The sequence below is a fragment of the Vibrio sp. V30_P3S12P165 genome (genome assembly GCF_009904905.1).
Classification (GTDB): Bacteria; Pseudomonadota; Gammaproteobacteria; order Enterobacterales; family Vibrionaceae; genus Vibrio; species Vibrio fujianensis.
In genome coordinates this window covers 19,591-40,537 of record NZ_WXWH01000058.1, presented here as the reverse complement: position 1 = coordinate 40,537, position 20,947 = coordinate 19,591, and the positions used below count along the sequence as shown (strand labels likewise).

General features: G+C 44.8%; 18 protein-coding genes and 1 tRNA gene. 5 read left to right on the top strand and 14 right to left on the bottom strand.

The genetic code is table 11. From position 1 onward, the window contains the following. Nucleotides 1-13: 13 nt before the first annotated feature. Nucleotides 14-907, top strand: coding sequence for a LysR family transcriptional regulator (locus tag CAG57_RS11675; protein WP_099611412.1), 894 nt, complete (start codon nucleotides 14-16; stop codon nucleotides 905-907). Between the two features lie 104 nt (nucleotides 908-1,011). Here CAG57_RS11675 and CAG57_RS11670 read toward each other — a convergent pair whose 3' ends face one another. The 9 genes from CAG57_RS11670 to CAG57_RS11630 form a co-directional block, all read right to left on the bottom strand. Next, on the bottom strand, nucleotides 1,012-1,914 hold the full coding sequence (locus CAG57_RS11670; RefSeq protein ID WP_099611413.1) for an alpha/beta hydrolase: 903 nt from the start codon (nucleotides 1,912-1,914) through the stop codon (nucleotides 1,012-1,014). Between the two features lie 110 nt (nucleotides 1,915-2,024). Next, complete coding sequence (locus tag CAG57_RS11665; RefSeq protein WP_161427988.1) at nucleotides 2,025-2,906, bottom strand: alpha/beta hydrolase; 882 nt, start codon at nucleotides 2,904-2,906, stop codon at nucleotides 2,025-2,027. 60 nt (nucleotides 2,907-2,966) lie between these two features. Then, nucleotides 2,967-4,835: a TonB-dependent receptor domain-containing protein gene (locus tag CAG57_RS11660; protein WP_281251698.1), complete on the bottom strand. Its 1,869-nt coding sequence runs from the start codon at nucleotides 4,833-4,835 to the stop codon at nucleotides 2,967-2,969. A gap of 181 nt (nucleotides 4,836-5,016) precedes the next feature. Further along, complete coding sequence (locus CAG57_RS11655; RefSeq protein WP_099611415.1) at nucleotides 5,017-5,967, bottom strand: LysR family transcriptional regulator; 951 nt, start codon at nucleotides 5,965-5,967, stop codon at nucleotides 5,017-5,019. A 30-nt stretch (nucleotides 5,968-5,997) separates the two neighbouring features. Further along, a complete protein-coding gene (locus tag CAG57_RS11650) occupies nucleotides 5,998-9,240 on the bottom strand; it encodes a type I restriction endonuclease subunit R (protein ID WP_161427432.1) in 3,243 nt (1,080 codons plus the stop codon). Between the two features lie 16 nt (nucleotides 9,241-9,256). After that, entirely contained in the window at nucleotides 9,257-9,442 is a 186-nt protein-coding gene (locus CAG57_RS16065) for a hypothetical protein (protein WP_202597842.1), read from the bottom strand. Then, complete coding sequence (locus tag CAG57_RS11640) at nucleotides 9,442-10,716, bottom strand: restriction endonuclease subunit S (RefSeq protein WP_161433843.1); 1,275 nt, start codon at nucleotides 10,714-10,716, stop codon at nucleotides 9,442-9,444. Before CAG57_RS11640 ends, CAG57_RS16065 begins: the two co-directional genes overlap by 1 nt. Then, nucleotides 10,706-12,409, bottom strand: coding sequence for a class I SAM-dependent DNA methyltransferase (locus CAG57_RS11635; RefSeq protein WP_161426956.1), 1,704 nt, complete (start codon nucleotides 12,407-12,409; stop codon nucleotides 10,706-10,708). The genes CAG57_RS11640 and CAG57_RS11635 overlap by 11 nt, the downstream gene beginning before the upstream one ends. Nucleotides 12,410-12,612: 203 nt before the next feature. Continuing rightward, a tRNA-Arg gene (locus CAG57_RS11630) sits at nucleotides 12,613-12,689 on the bottom strand. 302 nt (nucleotides 12,690-12,991) lie between these two features. Between CAG57_RS11630 and folD the strand changes: the two genes are divergently transcribed. Next, a complete protein-coding gene (folD, locus tag CAG57_RS11625) occupies nucleotides 12,992-13,849 on the top strand; it encodes a bifunctional methylenetetrahydrofolate dehydrogenase/methenyltetrahydrofolate cyclohydrolase FolD (protein WP_161426955.1) in 858 nt (285 codons plus the stop codon). Between the two features lie 77 nt (nucleotides 13,850-13,926). Here the strand turns inward: folD and CAG57_RS11620 are convergent, their stop codons facing one another. The 4 genes from CAG57_RS11620 to CAG57_RS11605 form a co-directional block, all read right to left on the bottom strand. Then, a complete protein-coding gene (locus CAG57_RS11620) occupies nucleotides 13,927-15,132 on the bottom strand; it encodes a NupC/NupG family nucleoside CNT transporter (protein ID WP_099611418.1) in 1,206 nt (401 codons plus the stop codon). A 216-nt stretch (nucleotides 15,133-15,348) separates the two neighbouring features. Beyond that, nucleotides 15,349-16,302, bottom strand: a complete 954-nt coding sequence (locus CAG57_RS11615) for a LysR substrate-binding domain-containing protein (protein ID WP_161433891.1) — start codon at nucleotides 16,300-16,302, stop codon at nucleotides 15,349-15,351. Nucleotides 16,303-16,369: 67 nt separating this feature from the next. Next, entirely contained in the window at nucleotides 16,370-17,341 is a 972-nt protein-coding gene (locus CAG57_RS11610; RefSeq protein ID WP_161427784.1) for a lytic murein transglycosylase, read from the bottom strand. A gap of 24 nt (nucleotides 17,342-17,365) precedes the next feature. Continuing rightward, nucleotides 17,366-17,650, bottom strand: a complete 285-nt coding sequence (locus tag CAG57_RS11605) for a YcgL domain-containing protein (RefSeq protein WP_099611421.1) — start codon at nucleotides 17,648-17,650, stop codon at nucleotides 17,366-17,368. Nucleotides 17,651-17,934: 284 nt separating this feature from the next. Between CAG57_RS11605 and minC the strand changes: the two genes are divergently transcribed. The 3 genes from minC to minE are packed head-to-tail and all read left to right on the top strand — an operon-like array spanning nucleotide 17,935 to nucleotide 19,699. Further along, entirely contained in the window at nucleotides 17,935-18,597 is a 663-nt protein-coding gene (minC, locus tag CAG57_RS11600; RefSeq protein WP_161427785.1) for a septum site-determining protein MinC, read from the top strand. Nucleotides 18,598-18,618: 21 nt separating this feature from the next. After that, nucleotides 18,619-19,431: a septum site-determining protein MinD gene (minD, locus tag CAG57_RS11595; protein WP_161427786.1), complete on the top strand. Its 813-nt coding sequence runs from the start codon at nucleotides 18,619-18,621 to the stop codon at nucleotides 19,429-19,431. Between the two features lie 4 nt (nucleotides 19,432-19,435). Beyond that, the gene (gene minE / locus CAG57_RS11590) at nucleotides 19,436-19,699 is read left to right on the top strand and encodes a cell division topological specificity factor MinE (protein WP_099611424.1); all 264 of its coding nucleotides are present in this window, start codon (nucleotides 19,436-19,438) and stop codon (nucleotides 19,697-19,699) included. A gap of 44 nt (nucleotides 19,700-19,743) precedes the next feature. Here minE and rnd read toward each other — a convergent pair whose 3' ends face one another. Then, nucleotides 19,744-20,862 carry a ribonuclease D gene (rnd, locus tag CAG57_RS11585; RefSeq protein ID WP_161427787.1) on the bottom strand — a complete coding sequence of 373 codons (1,119 nt, stop codon included), beginning with the start codon at nucleotides 20,860-20,862 and terminating at the stop codon, nucleotides 19,744-19,746. Between the last annotated feature and the right edge of the window lie 85 nt (nucleotides 20,863-20,947).

The following is a 20,947-nucleotide window of genomic DNA, read 5'->3' as shown; positions in this document are numbered from 1 at the left end:
AAGGCATCTAAATATGAGAATAGAAGATATTAAATTATTTCATTTAATTGTAGATGCAGGCAATTTAACTAAAGCCTCTGAATTACTAGACTTGCCTAAATCCAACTTAAGTCGACGGATTAAAAATCTAGAAATAGAGCTAAAAGTCAGCTTATTCCATCGTCATCAACGAGCAATCACGTTATCGGAAAATGGCCGACTCTTTTATCAACGCACTCAACCCCTCCTGGCAGATTTCGATGCCGTCATTGAAGATATGACACACGATTCACTTGAGCTAAACGGTCATCTTAGATTACAGTTACTACCATTACCGGGGATAGATATCTTTGAAAAATCAGTATTTAAATTTATGGAGAAACACCCTAAAGTACATATAGAAATAATTATCAGTGCCGATGACAGAAACTTAATTAAAGATAATATAGATATCGCCATTCGTATTGGAAAACAATTAGAAAACTCTAATTTAATTGCACGTCCATTAAAAACAATTACCATGGGCTATTACGCCAGCCCTATTTATTTAAAGAAGCATGGCCATCCCTATAGTGAAGATGAATTAAAACAACATAACTTTATTATTCAAAGAATGCCTGATGGCAAATTAGCAAGGCAGTTTCCTTTATCTAACGGACAAACATTTCAGGCAAAAGGAAAACTGATTGTCAATGATATTGCGCTTATCACCAGTGCTTGCATTCAACACCAGGGAGTAATGTACCACCCGAATCATCTTGCCAAACCTGAAGTCGAACAAGGAAGATTAGTACATTTATTGCCAAAAACTGATTCGGTAAAATATACTGGATGGCTAGTTTATCCCAATCGCAGTAGTTTATCTCGCGCAGCAAAAGCTCTAATAGATTTTATATACAAAGAAGTTGAACCTATGGTGATTGAATAGCGATATCCACATACGCTTAACTGTTCAAATAGCAAAAAATCGACAATTATACCCAAACAACTTAGAGTTTCAGGCAGGCGGCAAGAGATAAATAAAGTATTGCTCTATTCAACCTTTGACTGAATAAAATCTAACACTTGAGTGACATACGGATCGGTATCAAAAATCGGATCACCATGGTGAGCCCCATCAACTAAATAAAGATGATTTTCTATCCCATAACCGTCAAGTACACTTTTTAAATACTCACTTTGGCTATATGGTACCGTGGTATCATTAAGGCCATGAAAGATAATAAAAGGTGGTGTTGTGTTATTAATATAAGTTGTTGGGGAAGCCCATTTAGCAAGCTCAGCATCTTCTCTTGGTGATTTACCCAGCATTTTAGCTTGTGATGAGTCTGGTGCGTCATGGTCGATTGCTCCGCTATTTCCTTTCAGTTCAACAAGATCGCTCGGTCCAAAAAAATCCACCACTGCGGACACTTTATAACGCGGCTCATGCCCTGCGAGATAAAAGCCACTGTCATAAGTATTAGACGTCGCCACTAACATCGCCAAATGCGCCCCAGCAGACCGACCCATCATCACCACACGATCACTCTTTAAAGAGAAATTCTGACGGTGATCCATCAGATAATTGATCGCATCGTTAATATCTGCGACTGGTGCAGGAAACGTTGCTTCGCTGCTTAAGCGATAATTTACTACCGCCACCGCGTAACCTTGCTTTAACAACGTGTTCGCTAATCGTCCATTTTTAGTAAAAAATTCATCTTTCGATCCACGCATCCATGCTCCACCATGAACCCATACGAGTAAAGGTGCCGCTTGTTGTTGATGAGGCAGATAAAGATCCAAGGCAAGAGTCTTTCCGTTCACTGTCTTATAATCGATGGTTTGTTTTTGAACAGGAACTGGCGTGAGCTCAAGCCCATTTCTCGCGCTACAACCCACTAAGCTTACGATACCAATCAGCATTGTTAGCCCTATTATTGCTCTTTTCATTATGATGACCTCTTAAAATAGTACACAAGCCAATATTAAAGTAATGGCTCGACCTATCCACTCACTTTGCATTTATTTACCTGACACGCTGAGATTGGTGGCCATTGAATTCAAACCATTGCCGGCAAATAGCGTTGGATAAAACGAATAACGGTAGGAACGTATTTCTCCGTATCAAAGACTTTCGCGCTATGGCCCACGCCTGGTTCAATCAAAAGTTGATTCTCTACTCTGTGCTGATCCAACTCTTGTTTAAACTCCATACTTTGTACTATTGGTACTTGTTTATCTCTATCACCATGCAGTAAAAGAAACGGTGGTGTTTGAGCAGAAACATAGTGGATCGGTGAAGCTTGTTTCGCTAATTCCGGGGCTTGTGCCGGAATAGCGCCAAGAAATTTAGAAACGGATGAATTTTGAGTGGTCTTGTCGCCTTTGGCATTACCTAACGCTAATAAATCCATTGGCCCAAAGAAACTGACCACGGCGGCAACTTGATATTTGGGTTCAAAGGGAAAATTGAGATCTCGATGCGTGTTCAGCACGCCGATCAGTCCCGCTAGGTGCCCTCCCGCAGATCGCCCCATTAGCACCACTTTTTCAGCATCAAAATGATACTCATCTGCCCTTTGATGCAAAAAATTGATCGCATCATTAATATCGATCACCGGTTGAGGAAAACTCGCTTGACCGCTTAATCGATATTCAACCGCAGCCAAGGCATAGCCCTGAGCAAGTACCGAATCAAGCAGTTGTCGATTGCCCGTTTCAATCGCTTCTTTACTACCTCTCTTCCATGCTCCGCCATGAATCCAGACTAGTAACGGTGGACGCTCAACCCTAGACTCCTGAGGAAAATAGATATTGATCTTCAGTGCTTGCCCATTAATCGTTTTATAAACGACATCTCTACTGACGTTAGCGTTAACATCTAAACTTAAGCTCGGTGATGCAAAACAACACAGCAACAAGAAATAAATAATTTTTTTCATGATCAATTCTCAAAGTCTCTGGTGATCATGGCACCAGAGACATGTGGTTTAAAAGTGAGATTAAAATGTCGTGTTGATAGCGAACCAATAACGCCGCCCATCTTCCACATAACCATATTCTTGATAAGTGGTTTCTTTATCAAACAGATTGTAGATACCGGCCATAAGCTTGACATTGGTATTGAGTTGCCAATGAGCACCAAAGTCGAAATAGGTGACTGAAGGGGCTAGCACATTGCGAGAATCTTGGGTAATTGCCTGTTTTTCTTTACTCCGGTAGGAGGTACGAGTCCAAATATTGAGATGATCAACGACAGACCAGTTAGTATTAATCGCCAAAAGATGATTAGGCATCTGAGTCAACGGCAATCCTTTGTCATCACCAGACTGTTTTTCCGTCTCACTATAGGTATAGGTTGCTGACACATCGAGAGTTTGAACAATGTTTTTCGAGATAGACACTTCCGCGCCATACGTTTTGGCATCTTCGACATTGACGTAAGTGGCATCGCAGGCTCGGCCACTGCAGTTGGCATCAAGGTTGACCTTGTCAATTTTATCTTCGAAGCGGTTGTAAAACAGCGTCACGTTCGATGTGAGAGAATCATCGCCAACAAAATAAATTCCTATTTCCGTATTGACCGATGTTTCAGGTTTCAGATTTGGGTTACCAAAGACCTCGCAGCGACCATTGCAGCTTTCTTGTACCCAATCGCCTTCCATCTCCGTCAAGCTCGGCGCACGATAGCCTGTCGAAAGCCCACCTTTTAGCGTCCAATGGCGATCTAAGCTATAAACACCGTATAAACGCGGGCTTAGTTGAGTATCAAACTGATCATTATTGTCCAAGCGTAACCCTGCGGTTAATGCAAACAGCTCGGTTAAGTACCATTCATCTTCGGCATACAAAGACCACTGGCGGTTTTTAAACAAAAACTGGCGATTATCCAACTGCTGTTTTTCGTAAGCAGCACCCACCGTCAAATAATGTTCGCCAATGGGCATCGACCACTGTGTATTCACGCTGGTATTTTCGACCTCCAATTGACGGCCCACATTTTCAACGTTTTCGTGACTTAAATACGATTGACCTTGCCCCCATTGATAAGTCCCAGCATGAGCCAAGCCGAATGAGCGACGGTGGTTATTGGTTTCTGCATTTGCCGTTCTGGACTTGTTTTCAGTATTGATGCGTTGTTGATCATGATAGGTATAGTCGAAGGTCAGCGTATCGTCATCGGTCGGTGTCAGATAAAGCGACGCGCGATAACTTTGTAGCTCCTTACCCCCATTAGCATATAAGATTTCATCTTCTTTACGCTCTTGATACAAACCCGATAGCGAAGCACTGAGTAAGTTTTCCACTAACGGGCCTGCAAGATAAAGCTGGCCTTGATAAAAATCACCAGATTGGGCCTTTTCTTGCAATGTTGCTTCAGCACGAAGGCTACCGTGCCACTGCTGATAATCTTTGCGGGTAATGATGTTGATAACACCACCGATCGCATCCGAACCATACAACGTCGACATGGGGCCACGTACCACTTCGATACGTTCAATAGCATTCAGCGGAGGTAACCAGTCCTGTTCAAAACCACCCCCACTACTCACTTGAGTTTCGCGCCCCGACTGCTTGCGCCCATCAACAAGAATAACCGTATATTCAGAAGGCATCCCCCGTAAAGAAATCTCCTGACGCGAACCGCCTCCGGTGATAATGACCCCCGGAAGATCTTTCAGAGCATCGGTTAAGTCTTTGTAAGAGCGGCTATCTAACTGCACACGGTCAATCACACTAATCGATGCTGGTGCTTCAGTGGCAGCTTTGTCATAACCTGATGCGGTCACCACCAAGGTTTCCATCGAAGAAGCGTCTATCTGCGCCGCAAAAGCCGGGGTAAAAAGAACGGTACTTAGCCCTATCGTCATCATTTCTGTCATTTTTACAGACTTACGACGACAATCAAAACGAACTGGTTGCATGATAATTAATCCAGATTATTACTGATAATTATTATCAATTAGATAGAGGGAAAGATAAATTAGCAATCAGAATCGTATTTGTGAATGCGAATATCACTATCCGCATATTGCATAACACTGCTATGAATTATGCAATTATTAGATTTTCTGCATGATCTTCGACATAATATTGTTTAAAAATTGAGCGCACCCATTCACACATCGCATCATCATGAAATCGCTTGTGCCAATAGAGATACACCGAGGTAAAGTCTAAGCGGAGTTCATTCGGGACAGATCGGGTGATTAAGCGACGATCTCGACACGCCTCCTCAGCATAAGCAGCAGGAAGATGGAAGATGATATCGCTGGTCGCTGCAATATTCGCTGCAGAACTAAAATGACTGAGCAGCACAGGAACCGATAGGCGATTCTTTTTATCGACTAAACCAAGCTCAATAAATTTATGTTCAAACGAGAGGGTTTTTTCTCCCTGCAGAGAAATTTGTCCAAAACTGCAATGGCGCAATTTTTTCGCCGAGAGTGTTTGCTCGGCAAGCGGATGATCCCGACTCATAAGTAGCTTAAATTCACGTTTGGCAACTATCATTCGGTATAAATTTTGATCAGAACTGGGGGGCTGATGAGCAGATAGAACAAAATGCACATCACCGGCAATCAAGGCTTCAAAGTGCCGTTTCGCTGTAGTATCAATACTGATGGTCATTTTCGGCGCTTGACGGCGAATTTCACCAATCACCGTGGGCATTAAGGTATTGATCTGCGGCTGGAGACCAAAAAATCGTACAGTACTTGTGGTTGTTTGCGGGTCAAAGGACTGTTTGTTCACCAATACTTCTAAGCTATTGATCACTAAGTTGATGTCTTGCTTGATATTCAAGGCTTTCGGCGTTAACTCATAGCCTGAATGGGTTCGAACCAAAAGCTCATCGGAAAATAGTGCACGCATTTTTTGCAGCGCACGGCTGACAGATGACTGGCTAACATTCATTCTCAGAGCCGTATTCGAGACATGCTTTTCTTCAAGTAAATGCTTAAGAATCAGCAGAGAATTGATATCAACCTGAGATATGTCCATAGTAAAAGCTCTTTGATAAAAAATTTACCACTACGAATACCAGCCATCGGCTAGCACTTCTGCTTGTTCTAACACCAGCTTAATCGCCTCTTCGGCCGCATCAGGTGGATATTTCCAGCGACGCAGTAAACGACGTACAAGGTTGCGCATCCGTGCACGCACGCTTTCACGTTTCTGCCAATCTACCGTGGCGGATTGACGCAGTTGGTGGGTCAATTCAATCGCCAGTTTGCGTAGGTTATCATCACCTAAGGTGCGTACTGAAGCCTCGTTGATGACCAATGCACGGTAAAAGGCGATTTCATCGGGGGTGAGATTAAGCTTAGCCATCATGTCAGCATCGGCTTGCATTTCTTTTGCCCACTGGATTAACTCTTCAATCACCTGTGCGGTTTCAATGCTACGGTTATGGTATTTACGTAGTGACTCCATAATGCGCTCTGAGTATTTCTTCTCTTGCACCACATCGTTTTTCATCCGCGCTTTCACTTCATCACGCAGCAGCTTCTCAAGCAGCTCAACCGCCAAGTTTTTCTCTTTCATGTTCTTCACATCTTCTAAGAACTCTTCAGAGAGCAAACCTATGTTCGGCTTATCCAAGCCTACGGTTTTAAAGATATCATCGACCCCCTCGGCCACTATCGCGTTATTGAGGATTTGGCGCAGGGCAGAGTTTCGCAGCTCATCACTGCGTTTGCTATCCACCGTAGAATGTTTGAGAAATGCGGTTTTAATCGCGCCGTAAAAGGCGATTTCATGCCGATAGCCATTCACTTCATCCAACGTACTGCACAGCGAGAAGGCTTTCATCATTGCCGCCATCACATCAAGGAAACGGCGTTTGCCATCACGAACTTGTTCGCCTTTACTGTTGCGGTGTGAGAGGCCCGAGATATGGTTGACGGCTCCCGGCAGCAGTTGCAGCGGCCGAGTTTCAAAATCAGGGCGATAGTGAAACACCTCACCATCCACTGGCGTGGCAAACATGCCACGAATGACGTCGATTTTTTCCATAAAGAGCGCGAAAGCTTCCGCGGTATCAACGGTCGGCTTACCTTTGCCTTGGCTGTTGGTGTAAGTCTTCAGTGCATTTTTAAGCTCATTGGCAATACCAATATAGTCAACCACCAAACCGCCGGGCTTATCCTTAAACACGCGGTTCACTCGCGCTATCGCCTGCATCAGGTTATGACCTTTCATTGGTTTATCGATATACATGGTATGACAGCAAGGCGCATCAAAACCGGTTAACCACATATCGCGCACAATCACCAATTGCAGTTCATCACTGGTGTCTTTATAGCGTTTCTCGAACAGCTTCTTGGTCTTCTTATCATGAATATGCGGCTGCATTTTGGCCTTATCAGCGGCGCTGCCGGTCATGACAATTTTGATTGCGCCTTTAGCGGGATCATCGTTATGCCACTCAGGTTTAATCGCCACAATGGCATCGTATAAATCGACACAAATCTCGCGGCTCATGGCGACAATCATCGCTTTACCCGGAAAGGTTTCACAGCGAGTGGTAAAATGCTCGACCAGATCTTTTGCCACCTGCTGGATGCGTGGCTCGGCACCGACCAGTTTTTCCAGCGCCGACCAGTGTGATTTGATTTTCTCACGGCTGGCGGTTTCTTCGTCTTCGCCGATTTCTTCTTCGACCTGATCGTTCAGCGCTTCGATTTCATCTTGATTAATATCGAGCTTGGCGAGGCGCGATTCGTAATAGATAGGCACGGTGGCACCATCATCGACCGCATCTTGAATATCGTAAATCGAGACATAGTCACCAAACACCCCGCGAGTATCTTTGTCATCTAGCGATATGGGTGTGCCGGTAAAACCAATAAAGGCGGCATTGGGCAGTGCGTCACGCATGTATTTGGAGTAACCATAAACATAACGCTGGCCGACCACATTGCCCTGCTCGTCTTTGACATCAACAAGGCGCGCTTTATTGCCATATTGACTGCGGTGCGCTTCATCAGACACCACCACGATATTCGAGCGTTCAGAGAGAACAGGATGCGCGGTTTCTTCATCAAGCAGCGCAAATTTTTGTACCGTGGTGAAGATGATGCCACCGGACTGACGATTAAGCAGTAACTCGCGCAAAGCATCGCGGTCAGTGGCTTGTTGCGGGATTTGCTTTAAGGTGTCTTGCGCCATGGTGAAGGTGTTAAAGAGCTGGCCGTCTAGGTCATTACGGTCGGTAACAACAACCAGAGTCGGGTTATTCATCTCTGGTTGTTGCAGCAATTTACTGGCGTAGCAGACCATCGAAATGCTTTTGCCACTGCCCTGAGTATGCCAAACCACGCCGGCTTTTTTACTTCCCGGCACCACGACATTGGCGTAATTGGCTCGGGGTTCAGTGATTTGATCAGCGGTGGTGGCCGCAATGACCGTGGCTTTCACCGCAGCACGTACAGCATGAAATTGGTGATAACCGGCGATTTTTTTGATGACTTTGTCGTTATCGGTTTCAAACAAAACAAAGTAACGGATGTAATCGAGCAGCAATTCTGGCTTAAAGAAGCCACGCACCATGGTCTCTAATTGGAATTCGAGTAGCGGCTTATCGTCTTCACTTTCTATCGTCTTCCATGGCAAGAAGCGCTCTTTGTTCGCGGTAAGAGAACCGACTCGCGCCGTCCAACCATCAGAAATGACCAATGCCTCGTTGAACACAAACAGATCGGCGATTTCTTCTTTGTAAGTTTGAATTTGATTGTAAGCATTCCAAATATCGGCGTGATCATCAGCGGGATTTTTCAGCTCAATCACCGCCATTGGCAAACCATTGATAAAGACTATCACATCTGGCCTGCGATTGACTTTGCTGCCCGTGATGGTGAACTGATTGACCACTAAGAATTCGTTATTCTCTCGGTTGTCAAAGTCAATTAAGCGAACATGAGTATGCTTGGTCACCCATTGTCCGTGCTCCATCACCGAGTATTCAACCGGCACACCTTCGATTAAATAGTGGTGAAAAGCTTGGTTGTTTTTGATCAGGATGGGCGTTAGCGGCGTGGCAACGGTTTTCGCCACTTCGATTAAGGTGTCACTCGGTACATTAGGGTTCAACGTTTCCAATGCCGACACTAACCGCGCTTGTAGCGTGACTTGCTGATAGTTTTCACGTTCGGGAACGGCTGTGGCTGGATGAAGCGCACCATCCGGCGCGATGTCATAGCCATTTTGGTATTGATAGCCTAGCTCTTTAAACCAATCGAGGCATTGTTGTTCTAGTTGGTCTTCAGTAATCATTAAGCCTTTATCCTTATTATTTATTCCATGCGCTCTTAATCAACCGTCCGGTTTGGTTATCAATGCCAACCTGCTCAATATAATGGTGGAAATCCCTATTTTCAGAGACGATGCGGTTTGCCGATTGCCAATCCCGAGCAGTAAACTTCTTGTCGGGGTTCGCCTTGAGCGTTTCGATAATCATTTCTACTCGGGTTGCCATTATTCGACCTCGGCTAATTCTTGAGCCTGTCCTAACTCGATTTCGCCGGAAAGCAATTTAGGAAGAAGAGTATCGCGTAGCTTTGAAAGAGACTTATTTTGTTCATTATTAGCGACCATCTTTTCAAATAGAGGAGTAACAATCTCTTCAAACTTCGCCAATACATCAGAGTCCGGATGAAACACATTTGTTGAGTGTACAAAGTTACGATTTAGACTCGGCACTGCTGAGCCAGAGTTTAAGGACTTAAGATCTAGTGAACGGAGTAAGTGGTAAGCATAATATGGCCCACATGCTCTAAACTCTCGAACATAAAGCGTTGTATTTAGTGGCCAATACTTATCAAGAGAAAGATATACATTCCCGATCACGCCACTTCGCCCAGTTATGATACCCGGAGGCTCCATTTTGAACTCATTGTGGGTACCATGATAACCGCCCGCAGCATAGACAGGATATTCCCCGTCTTGGCGTTTAGATTTTGGTAAGTCGAATCCCCTGTGGAGTTCAAACAGCTTTGATAATTCACCAACACCCCAACCCTCAGGAATCAAGCCCAACTCAGACTCAACGAGCTTTTCGGGGAATAGCGAGGCAGTGGCCGTATCCATACCCTCTGGTTGCTCGCCATTCATCTTAGCTTTCACTGGGTCGAAATCGACAAACCATGATTTGAAGATGGCTTGCGCCATTTCTTCTAGGGTTTGGTTAACACTGCTGTTATTAGTGTGTTTACGGTCTATAGCTCGGATAAAATCTACGATTTTTTCCTGAATTATCAAAGGGGGACAGGGAACCCGAATCTGCTTCACTGAGGTCGAAGCTTTAGCGATTGCCGGAACACCTACCTGAGATGCAAATGACAATAGTTGATGCTGGCCCAATCGACTTCTCAGATAGTAATTAACGTAATATGGGTTAACTTTTGTTTTATCTAGAGAAATTTTCAATTGACTTTGTGATACTACATATCGAGGATATTTAGACTCATCTGAGACAATGCTTACTTGTCCTATTGTTCCACGATGAGTAATTACAATATCTCCTTCGTACACTACCGATGACTTTAATTCATCTGCTTTTTCTTCAGTGAGGAAATCACAATCGCTATCATTGATGTAAGCGCCATGTAAATTGCCACCTTTAAGAACCGGAACACCAGAATCAACGAAGTTTTCGGCTTTGATACGAGAGCCAAATGGCCCCATAGCAATAGCACCTTTTGTTGGAGCTTTTAATTCATCAATCGTAAATTCAGGCCAATCAAAGCTCATAACCCAACCCCGCTAAGTTCTTCTTGATCTCAGCTTCTAACGTGGCTGACTCAGAAAACTGCGCGCTTAACTTAGCGGTTAGCGTTGCCATTTTCTCAGCAAATGGCACACCATCGTCCAGTTCTTCAGTCGCGCCAACGTAACGTCCCGGAGTGAGTACAAAATCGTGTTTTTTAATCTCTGCTAAGGTTGCGGATTTGCAAAAACCGGCTTGGTCTTGATACGTCACGCCATTCACTTCTTCGCCTGTTTTCCAAGCATGGAACAGGTCAGCGACTTTCTGAATATCCTCTGGTCTAAAATCACGCAGTACGCGGTCTTTCATATAGCCAAGGTTACGCGCATCAATAAACAGCACCTCGCCTTTGCGGTCACGCAGCTTACGGCCCGCTTTATCGGTGCGCGCTTGTTTATTTTTGGTTAAAAACCAGATACAAGCCGGAATTTGGGTGTTGGTAAACAGTTGCCCCGGCAGCGCGACCATACATTCAACCAAATCATTCTCGACCAAGGCGGCACGAATTTCCCCTTCGTTATTGGTGGATGAACTCATCGAACCATTAGCCAGCAGTAAAGCTTGCGAGCCATCCGGCGCAAGGTGGTAGAGCATATGCTGCATCCACGCAAAGTTGGCGTTCCCTGAAGGCGGTGTGCCGTATACCCAGCGCGGATCGTTATCATCAACGCCGGTATTCCACTCTTTCATATTGAACGGCGGATTCGCCATGATGAAATCGGCACGTAAATCAGGGTGCTGGTCGTTGGTATAGGTACTAGCAGGCTCTTTGCCAAAATCGTAATCCAGCCCACGAATCGCCATATTCATCGCAGCCAGTTGCCATGTGGTGTAGTTGTATTCCTGACCGTAAATCGAGATTCTTTGTTTTTGCGTGAGCGGATCAATCTCTTTTTGGTTAGCACGACGTTCAATAAATTTCTCTGACTGGACAAAAAAACCGCCGGAACCCATTGCAGGGTCATAGACACGGCCTTCAAACGGTTCAATCATCTCCACAATCAAGCTAACGATAGAGGCAGGGGTATAGAACTGACCGCCTTTTTTGCCTTCAGCCAGGGCAAACTGACCTAAGAAGTATTCGTAAATATGACCAAGAATATCTTTGCTGTTCAGGGATTTATGATTAAACGGAATGGTTGCGATTAGGTTAATCAGCTCATTGAGTTTTGCTTGATCAATTTTTAGCGAGGCGTAGTGCTTGTTGAGCACACCTTTTAGCTTCTGGTTGTCGCGCTCAATCCCTTCCAGCGCATTATCAATCAGGTGACCAACCGAGGTGATCTTCTTGGTCTTACCATCAATAACCAAGTCCGCACCGCCAATCACACGAGGGCCATTGTCTTGCAGAAACTGCCAACGAGATTCAGTCGGTAACCAAAATATGTTTTTTTCTTGGTAGTAATCGCGCTGTTCTAACTCAATTGCGATTTCTTGTTCCAATTCTTCTGCCGTGTAACCTTCAGGATCGAGGAAGTACTCGTGGTCAGGGTTAGCAAAATCTTGTTTTAGCTCTTCTTGGCGCAGGGTGAAGGCGTCAGACACATATTTAACGAAAATTAGCCCCAGCACGGCATGCTTGTATTGAGAGGCATCAAGTGAGGCACGGAGTTTGTCTGCGGCTGTCCAAAGCTTGCTTTCTAACGATTTGAGGAAGTGTTGCTCTTGTTCGTTCATTTAAGATTTCTTGAGGTGCAAAACATTGGCCTTATGATACCAGCCGAATCACAAAAATCATGAATTTATAATGAGGTTTAGTATGGTTTTATGAGATAGCAAACATAATCGTCGTTATGCCAGCCACTTGCCGATGCTCGGGTGAAATCGGCGACAAAGAAAAAAGCGTGAACAGGTTATAACCCGTTCACGCCTCTCAAATGTGGCACGCCCTACAGGATTCGAACCTGTGACCACATGCTTAGAAGGCACGTGCTCTATCCAACTGAGCTAAGGGCGCATTACAGGGTTGGCATTATACGAATTCACTAAGGTAAATCAACGGCTTTATGCGGTCTTGTGTGTTAAGTGCCTAAATTAAAAACAATAGCACACTCATTTTTTTGCCATGGCAAGTGAACGGATGATAAATCAAGCCCTTCCCTACCGCTCGATTGAGGATAAATTGGTTATTTTCTACCCATGCGCTAGCCGCTTGCTTAAAAGCCAAACAAAGCAAACGATTGCTTGTGGATATTTCCCTTGATCTTTGCGACAATTCGCGCAAAATTTTTGGCTACTAATGCGTAAGTAAGGAAAGTCATGACGGCTCAAAAAATTGATGGAAAGTTAATCTCCCAAACGGTACGTTCAGAAGTTGCGGCTCGTGTCAAAGTACGTATTGAAGCGGGACGACGAGCCCCAGGACTCGCCGTAGTATTGGTTGGAGAAGATCCAGCCTCTCAAGTGTATGTCGCCAGTAAACGTCGTGCCTGTGAGGAAGTCGGGTTTGTTTCTCAATCCTATGACCTTCCGGCAAACACCAGTGAAGCGGAGTTACTCGCAATAATTGATACCTTAAATGCCGATAGCACGATTGATGGCATTTTAGTGCAATTACCACTTCCTGCCGGAATTGATACCACACAAGTGCTGGAACGTATCTTGCCGGATAAAGACGTGGATGGCTTCCACCCCTATAATGTGGGCCGCTTAGCTCAGCGAATTCCGACCTTACGCTCATGTACCCCCAAGGGCATTATTACCCTATTAGAGCGCTATAATATTCCTTTGCGGGGTAAGCATGCCGTGATCGTCGGGGCTTCAAATATTGTCGGTCGCCCCATGACTTTGGAGCTGTTATTAGCCGGTTGCACCACGACTACTTGCCACCGTTTCACGAAAGATTTAGCACACCACGTTCGTCAGGCTGATGTTTTGGTCGTGGCGGTCGGAAAACCTCATTTTATTCCTGGCGATTGGATTAAAGAAGGTGCCGTAGTGATTGATGTCGGTATTAACCGTTCAGAAACCGGTAAGCTGGTCGGCGATGTCGATTATGATGTCGCTTGTACCCGAGCCAGCTTTATTACGCCGGTTCCCGGCGGAGTTGGGCCGATGACGGTAGCAAGCTTAATAGAAAATACCTTAATGGCCTGCGAGCTGTTCCACACCGACTAACCCACGCTCAGCCATGCGAACAAAAACGGCGAGCTTTTTATTGGCTCGCCGTTTTTGTTGCTTTGTCTTTGCCAGCGTTACAGCGAAAGAATCACGCCCGCTAAAGCCGCGCTCATTAAATTGGCTAAGACCCCAGCCGAAATAGCTCGAAAACCATATCGAGAAATAAAACTGCGCCGCTCTGGCACTAAGCTGCCTAGCCCACCAATCAATACTGCCATGGTTGAAATATTGGCAAAGCCACACAGTGCAAAGGTCACAATGGCTTGAGAATGTTCGCTCAGTTGCGATTGAACGTTCATTAACTGAATAAAGGCCACAAATTCATTGACGATAATTTTATTGCCAATAAGTGCCCCAGCGGTGATTGCTTCGTGCCATGGAATGCCCAGTAGCCATGCAACCGGCGCAAATAGATAGCCTAAAATCAACTCAAAGCTAAGTTCGACCCCTACCAAACTGCCCGCCCAACCGAGCAGGCCGTTAAGTAGTGCAATCACACTGACAAAGGCTAATAAGGTGGCACCAACGGCGACCGCGATACGTAACCCAGACATGGCTCCATCGGCCACCGCTTCGACAACATTGGTTGCTTTAGGCATGTCAGCTAAATCATCACATTGCGGTAAAATATGAGGCTCGATTTCTGGTACTAATATTTTGGCCATTAACAAACCGGCCGGAGCTGACATAAACGCCGCAGCAATCAAATAGTTTAAATTTACGCCCAGTGAAGCGTAACCAACTAATGTTCCTCCAGCGACAGAGGCTAACCCACACGTCATCACGGCAAAAAATTGTGAGTCACTCATCTGTTTTAAATAGGGTTTCACAACCAGTGGTGCTTCAATCATACCGACAAAAATATTGGCCGTTGCGGAAAGTGATTCAGCTCTTCCTGTGCCAAGCAGTTTTTGTATCCCACCACCGAGAACATTAATGACTTTAGGCATTAATCCGATGTGATAAAGGCCTGAAATCAATGCTGAGAAAAAGATAATGATGCCAAGTACATTAATCGCAAATACAAAACCAATGCTATCATTCGCTAAACCACCAAAGATAAAGCGGATCCCTTCTTGTCCATAATCAATTAAATGTGACACCGCTCCAGTCACCTGATTTAAAATGTCCTTACCCATCGGCACATACAGCACCAATAGCGCAAAACCGACTTGCAGCAAAAAGGCGGGAACCACCGTTTTCAATTGAATATTTTTTCTGTTTGTAGAAAGTAGCCAAGCGATAACTAAAATCGCGGCAACACCAAGAAGTGAGTTCATGAAAGCATCCGAAAAGTTTACCAATAAGGGAAGGCGTGGGATTCTATTCCTCAAATCGGATTGCGCAAGTGGCAAATGTTAATCGGATCGCACTAAAAATATCCCTTTGTGACACCCATATTTAACTGTTTGATTTATAAATAACTAAACGATTGCTTGATGCTATTATTTCCATTTAGAAAAAATATTTCTCAGGAGAGAAAAAATTTCGCGCCATTATCTTTCATTTTGACTAAAACGGAGATAAGGAGCTAGTTGCTGATCCCAGTAACAAGGTGAGCCAATTTTGGCTTTGATAAAATCAATGACCGCAGTGATTTTCTTAGGCATATGTTGACGGCTTGGATAAACCGCATAAAACGGCATCACTTGGTTGGCACGCCAATCGGGTAACAGTTGAATCAGTTTACCTTGACGAAATTCATCCTGAATTAAATAGGTGGCTAAATAGGCAATCCCCCACCCTGCAACCGCGGCATCACGCACCGCTTCGGCGAGATCAACCGAATAATTTCCTGAGACTTGGATGGTCAGTTGCTGCTCAGCATTGGCAAATGACCAATGGGTATAGTCTCGCTCCCAACTGCGATAAATTAAACAATTATGGGTCAGCAGATCATGAGGCGTTTGAGGTATGCGGTGTTGCAATAAATAATCGGGCGAAGCCGCGACAATAAACTGACAATCGACTAAACGTTGAGCAACGTAGCCCTCTGGTAAGATTTCATTACTCGTGATCCAGAGATCGAGCCCTTCTTGCAGCATATCGACTTTATGATCAAATAAATGCACTTCAATTTTTAATTTCGGGTACAACTGATGCAGCGCCTCTAAGGTCGGCAGAATATGCAAGGTTCCGAACGACTGCGATAAACCCAGCTTTAATAATCCGCAGACTTCATCGCGCTGACTTTCCACCTCTGACTGGGCGGTATCAATGATGCTCACGAGCTGAGCGCAATGGTCATAAAAGGCTTGGCCTGTTTCAGTCAAAGTAAAACTGCGTGTGGTTCGCTGGATCAACTTTGCTCCTAGTGCAGCTTCCAGTTGTGCTAATTGCTTACTCACATGGGAGACCGAAACGCCTAATGTTTTAGCTGCCGCGGTAAACCCTTGTTGTTTGACTAACGCAGCAAAGATCACCATTTGCCCGGCACGATCTGATAACACATTCACCCCTATGGTTATGATCAAAAAGGGCTGATAACCAGCCCTTTCGTTAAAAGTGTTTGTTGGCTTAAAATTTAATTCTATCGGCTAAATGACTGACCGCTAGCGCGAAATAGTGTGAACGGTTCCACTTCATCAGCACATTATAGTTGTTGTACACCAAATAGATTCGCCCTTTTTCATCATCTGGAATAATCAGCCATGCTTGAATATCCTGATCGAGTTTTGGCAATGGTTGACCGTCATAGCGGGTCACACCCAGTTGGCTCCACTCTTGTAGGTATTTTGCTTTGCCTGCTTGGCGACCTTCTAAGCTGCGATCAAACCCTTGTGGTATTTTAACTTGTCGCCCCCAAGTGTATCGATCATCCCACCCCGATTGGCTGAGATAATTAGCCGTTGATGCAAAGACGTCCGCCGTGGTTCCCCAAATGTCTTTCTTCCCGTCGCCATTTCCATCGGCTGCATAAGCCAAAAATGAGCTAGGCATAAATTGGCATTGCCCCATTGCTCCAGCCCAAGAGCCTTTCATCTCGTCTATCTGGATGTGCCCTTGCTGTAAAATTTGCAATGCGGCCATGGTTTCTTTGCGGAAAAACGCTTCACGTCGTCCATCATAAGCCATTGTGGTCAACGCATCGATCACCGAATAGTTACCAGTAAAGCGGCCAAAGTTACTCTCGACTCCCCAGAGCGCGACAATAAAACGTGGATGAACCCCATACTGTTTGCCAATCCGCTGTAGCTCATCGTAATGTTGATCATATAACGCCTGAGCTTGGTTAACCTTCCAATCGGGTACTGCGCGTGGAATATATTCATCCAAGGTTAGCCGTTTTTCCGGCTGGTTACGATCAGCAGTAACGGCGCGAGGACGATGTTCCACATTCGCAAACGCCGCCGTTAAGATCGATTCAGAAATCCCCTCTTGACGCGCCTCTTGCTTTAACCCTTCCACATACTGTTCAAAACTGACTGGATTTGCCCATAATGGCCATGAACATGCCATCCCTAGTATCACTGACACAATTTTTTTCAAAAGACTCTCCTCAAACCATCCGGGTTACGAACCTTGTCTATTTTGCTGTTTTTGTTCTTTATAACGTGCTAATAAATTTTCTGGTGGTGGCGGCAATTGTAAAAAAAACCCTTGTTGCCCCAACGCCGTTTTCACCTTCTCGACATCCACGTAGGCCAATTGACGCTTGGCCAGATTAACTAACATGACAAAAATAGGTTTACCAAAAGTCTGCATTAAGGTGTCAGGAACCTGTGAAAAATCATCTCTCTTCGGAATATAGAGATAAGTGCCTTCTTTTTTTGAACTCTTATAGATAGAACAAAGCATGCCAACCCTTTCCATTGAATTTTCCCGCATTGGGGATAAAATTTCGCTCATTTCGGATCATCACCGCTAAAATTGCGAGGAAATCACCGAATTGACGGCAAGATAACTTGCTGTACCAAGGCGCTGAATATAACATGACAACTATAGTCTCCGACAACGCTAATTACCCTATACCAAATGCCCTTTTCCGACAAATAAAGAGGGATTGTGCACTCATTGTACCTTCGCTTAAATTGTAGATTCGCTTAGGTATAGAACAGGCGTTTATTGAGGTCAACGTTACGATGTCAAATATACCTGACCTAAAAGGCCGTAGTTTCACTTTATCTGTACTGCATCTGGCGGATAATCAAGTGGAGACTACGGTGAATTTTCTAAAACAAAAAACAGAGCAAGCCCCCGCTTTTTTTGCCAATGCGCCGATTGTTTTAAACATTGATAAAGTAGTGGGTGAGATTGATTTTGCTACACTAAAAAATGGCATTATTGAAGCCGGTTTTGTCCCCGTTGGCATTACGGGGTGTAAAGATAAACGTTGCCAAACACAAGCTTTTTCCGCGGGGTTTGCGGTGATGACGGCCAGTAATACGCCATCTCACGCTCCGACCCAGATGGCACCGACCAAAGTGGTTCGCAATCCGATACGTTCAGGGCAGCAGGTGTATGCAAAAGACGGTGACTTGGTTATTTTAAACCATGTTAGCCCTGGGGCAGAAGTGATCGCCGATGGTTCAATCCATATTCATGGCACACTACGCGGCCGAGCAATTGCAGGGGCTAGTGGGCAAAAAGAAGCACGTATTATTTGTCACGATTTACAAGCCGAACTAGTTTCCATTGCAGGGAATTATTGGCTGAGCGATCAAATTGATAGTGGGTTTTGGCAAAAGAAAGTGATGCTGAGTTTAAGCGAAGAGTCACTGCATTTTGAATTACTCACAATTTAGCATCGAAAGGAAACTCATTAGATGGCACGCATTATTGTTGTAACGTCAGGAAAAGGTGGGGTAGGCAAAACCACCTCCAGCGCAGCTATTGCGTCTGGTTTAGCTTTAAAAGGCAAAAAGACGGCGGTGATCGATTTTGATATCGGCCTGCGAAACCTAGATTTAATCATGGGGTGTGAACGACGTGTGGTTTACGATTTCGTCAATGTGCTCAATGGCGAAGCCACGCTTAACCAAGCGCTAATCAAAGATAAACGCAATGACAACTTGTTTATTCTCCCCGCTTCACAAACACGAGATAAAGACGCACTGACCAAAGAAGGGGTGCAACGTATTTTAAATGAACTCAATGAAATGGGCTTTGAGTTTGTTATTTGTGATTCACCCGCAGGGATCGAACAAGGGGCATTAATGGCGCTGTATTATGCTGATGAGGCCATTGTCACCACCAACCCTGAAGTCTCTTCAGTCCGTGATTCTGACCGCATTTTAGGCATTCTGGATTCGAAGTCATTACGGGCAGAGCAAGGGCTTGAACCCGTGAAACAGCACCTGCTGCTCACGCGCTATAATCCAACCCGTGTTAGTCAGGGGGAAATGCTCAGTGTCGAAGATGTAGAAGAAATTCTACACGTTCCTTTACTCGGGGTGATCCCAGAAAGCCAAGCTGTATTAAATGCTTCAAATAAGGGGATTCCCGTTATTTTTGATGAGCAATCTGATGCTGGCCAAGCGTACGATGATACGGTTGAACGACTGCTCGGGCAGGAAATTGAGTTCCGTTTTTTAACTGAGCCAAAGAAAGGCATCTTTAAACGACTTTTTGGAGGCTAACCCTATGTCATTACTTGAATTTTTCCGCCCACAGAAAAAAAATTCAGCAAGTTTAGCCAAGGAACGCTTGCAGATCATTGTCGCTGAGCGTCGCAGTCAAAGCGATCCAGCCCCAACCTATTTGCCCCAGCTTAAAGAAGATATCTTGAAGGTGATCGCTAAGTATGTGGCGATTGATCCTGACATGGTTGAACTTTCCTTTGAGCACAAAGGCGATGATATTTCTGTGCTGGAGTTAAACGTTAAATTGCCCGATGAAGAAAAATAATCGCCAGCCGATCATTCCCGCCTAGGCGGGAATGATCGAAGTGGTCACTTTATCAAGTTATTTAATCGCTCACCGAGTAGCGGTAAACGCCAACCCTGCATCAGCTCAGGGAGGCATTCTGGATCTCGGCCTTTATTCCAAACCCAATTCACTAACTGATTTAGCTGCTTTTTGGAGGCTAAAAATTCCGTTGATAAGCCGGATATTTGCGAGACCCCTTTCACTTCATCTTTGAGCTTCTTAAACAGTTGCTTATAGCCGGGATGATCCATCAAAGGCACGATTAATGCTGGATAGTGTTGCGCAGGAATTTGCTTTGCCTCTTTTACTATCAGTGAAATTTTCGCTCCATGACGACGAATAACATGAGGGTCAATGCCTTCCTCTTCCATCCGTTTCGGCGAGTGGAGAGCTAAACGAGCAATGGTTAATAAGTCATGCTCTCGAATCACAAAGTTAAGCGCTAAATCTCGCTTCATGGCTTCTTGATAACGCCATGTGGCTAAGGGTTTTAAAATCGCTAATGCTGGTCGATTAAGCTGCCATGCTCCTTTAATATCAAGATAAACATTCTCTGGGTCAGTCACCCGGGTTCTTTTCTCAATTTGCAGTAACGATTCTTGCTGTGCCGCATCCCACCACCCCATCTGACGAACTTTGGTCAGTAATTGCTCATACATAGGTAATAGATAAAAAACATCTGCAGCAGCATAGTCGAGCTGCTTTTGTGACAATGGCCTTGCCAGCCAATCGGTACGTGATTCACTTTTGTCTAATGTGACCGTTAATAAATCTTGCACCAAAGCAGCAAAGCCGGTGGAAAGCCCATAACCGGTAAACGCGGCCATTAATTGCGTGTCAACCATAGGAAAAGGGACGCACCCAAAACGGTGTTGGAATACTTCCAGATCTTCACCACAAGCATGCAGTACTTTAAGTACTGAAACATCTTGCAATAGTGCCATGAAAGGGCTCATATCTTCGATAGCCAGTGGGTCAATCAACGCCAGTGTTTCACCATCAAATAACTGAATCAGGCCAAGTTGTGGGTAAAAAGTACGAGTCCGCACAAACTCGGTATCCAGCATTACTACATCCGATTGACGAGCGAGTGTACAAATTCGTTGTAGTTCATTAAATTGGTTAATAATTTGATAATTCACAAATGGCTCACTTTGCCTTGGTTGATTAAGAGTCGATGAGGTTAAAAAGAACAATGCCGACAAGTTGAGTCGGCATTGTAACACT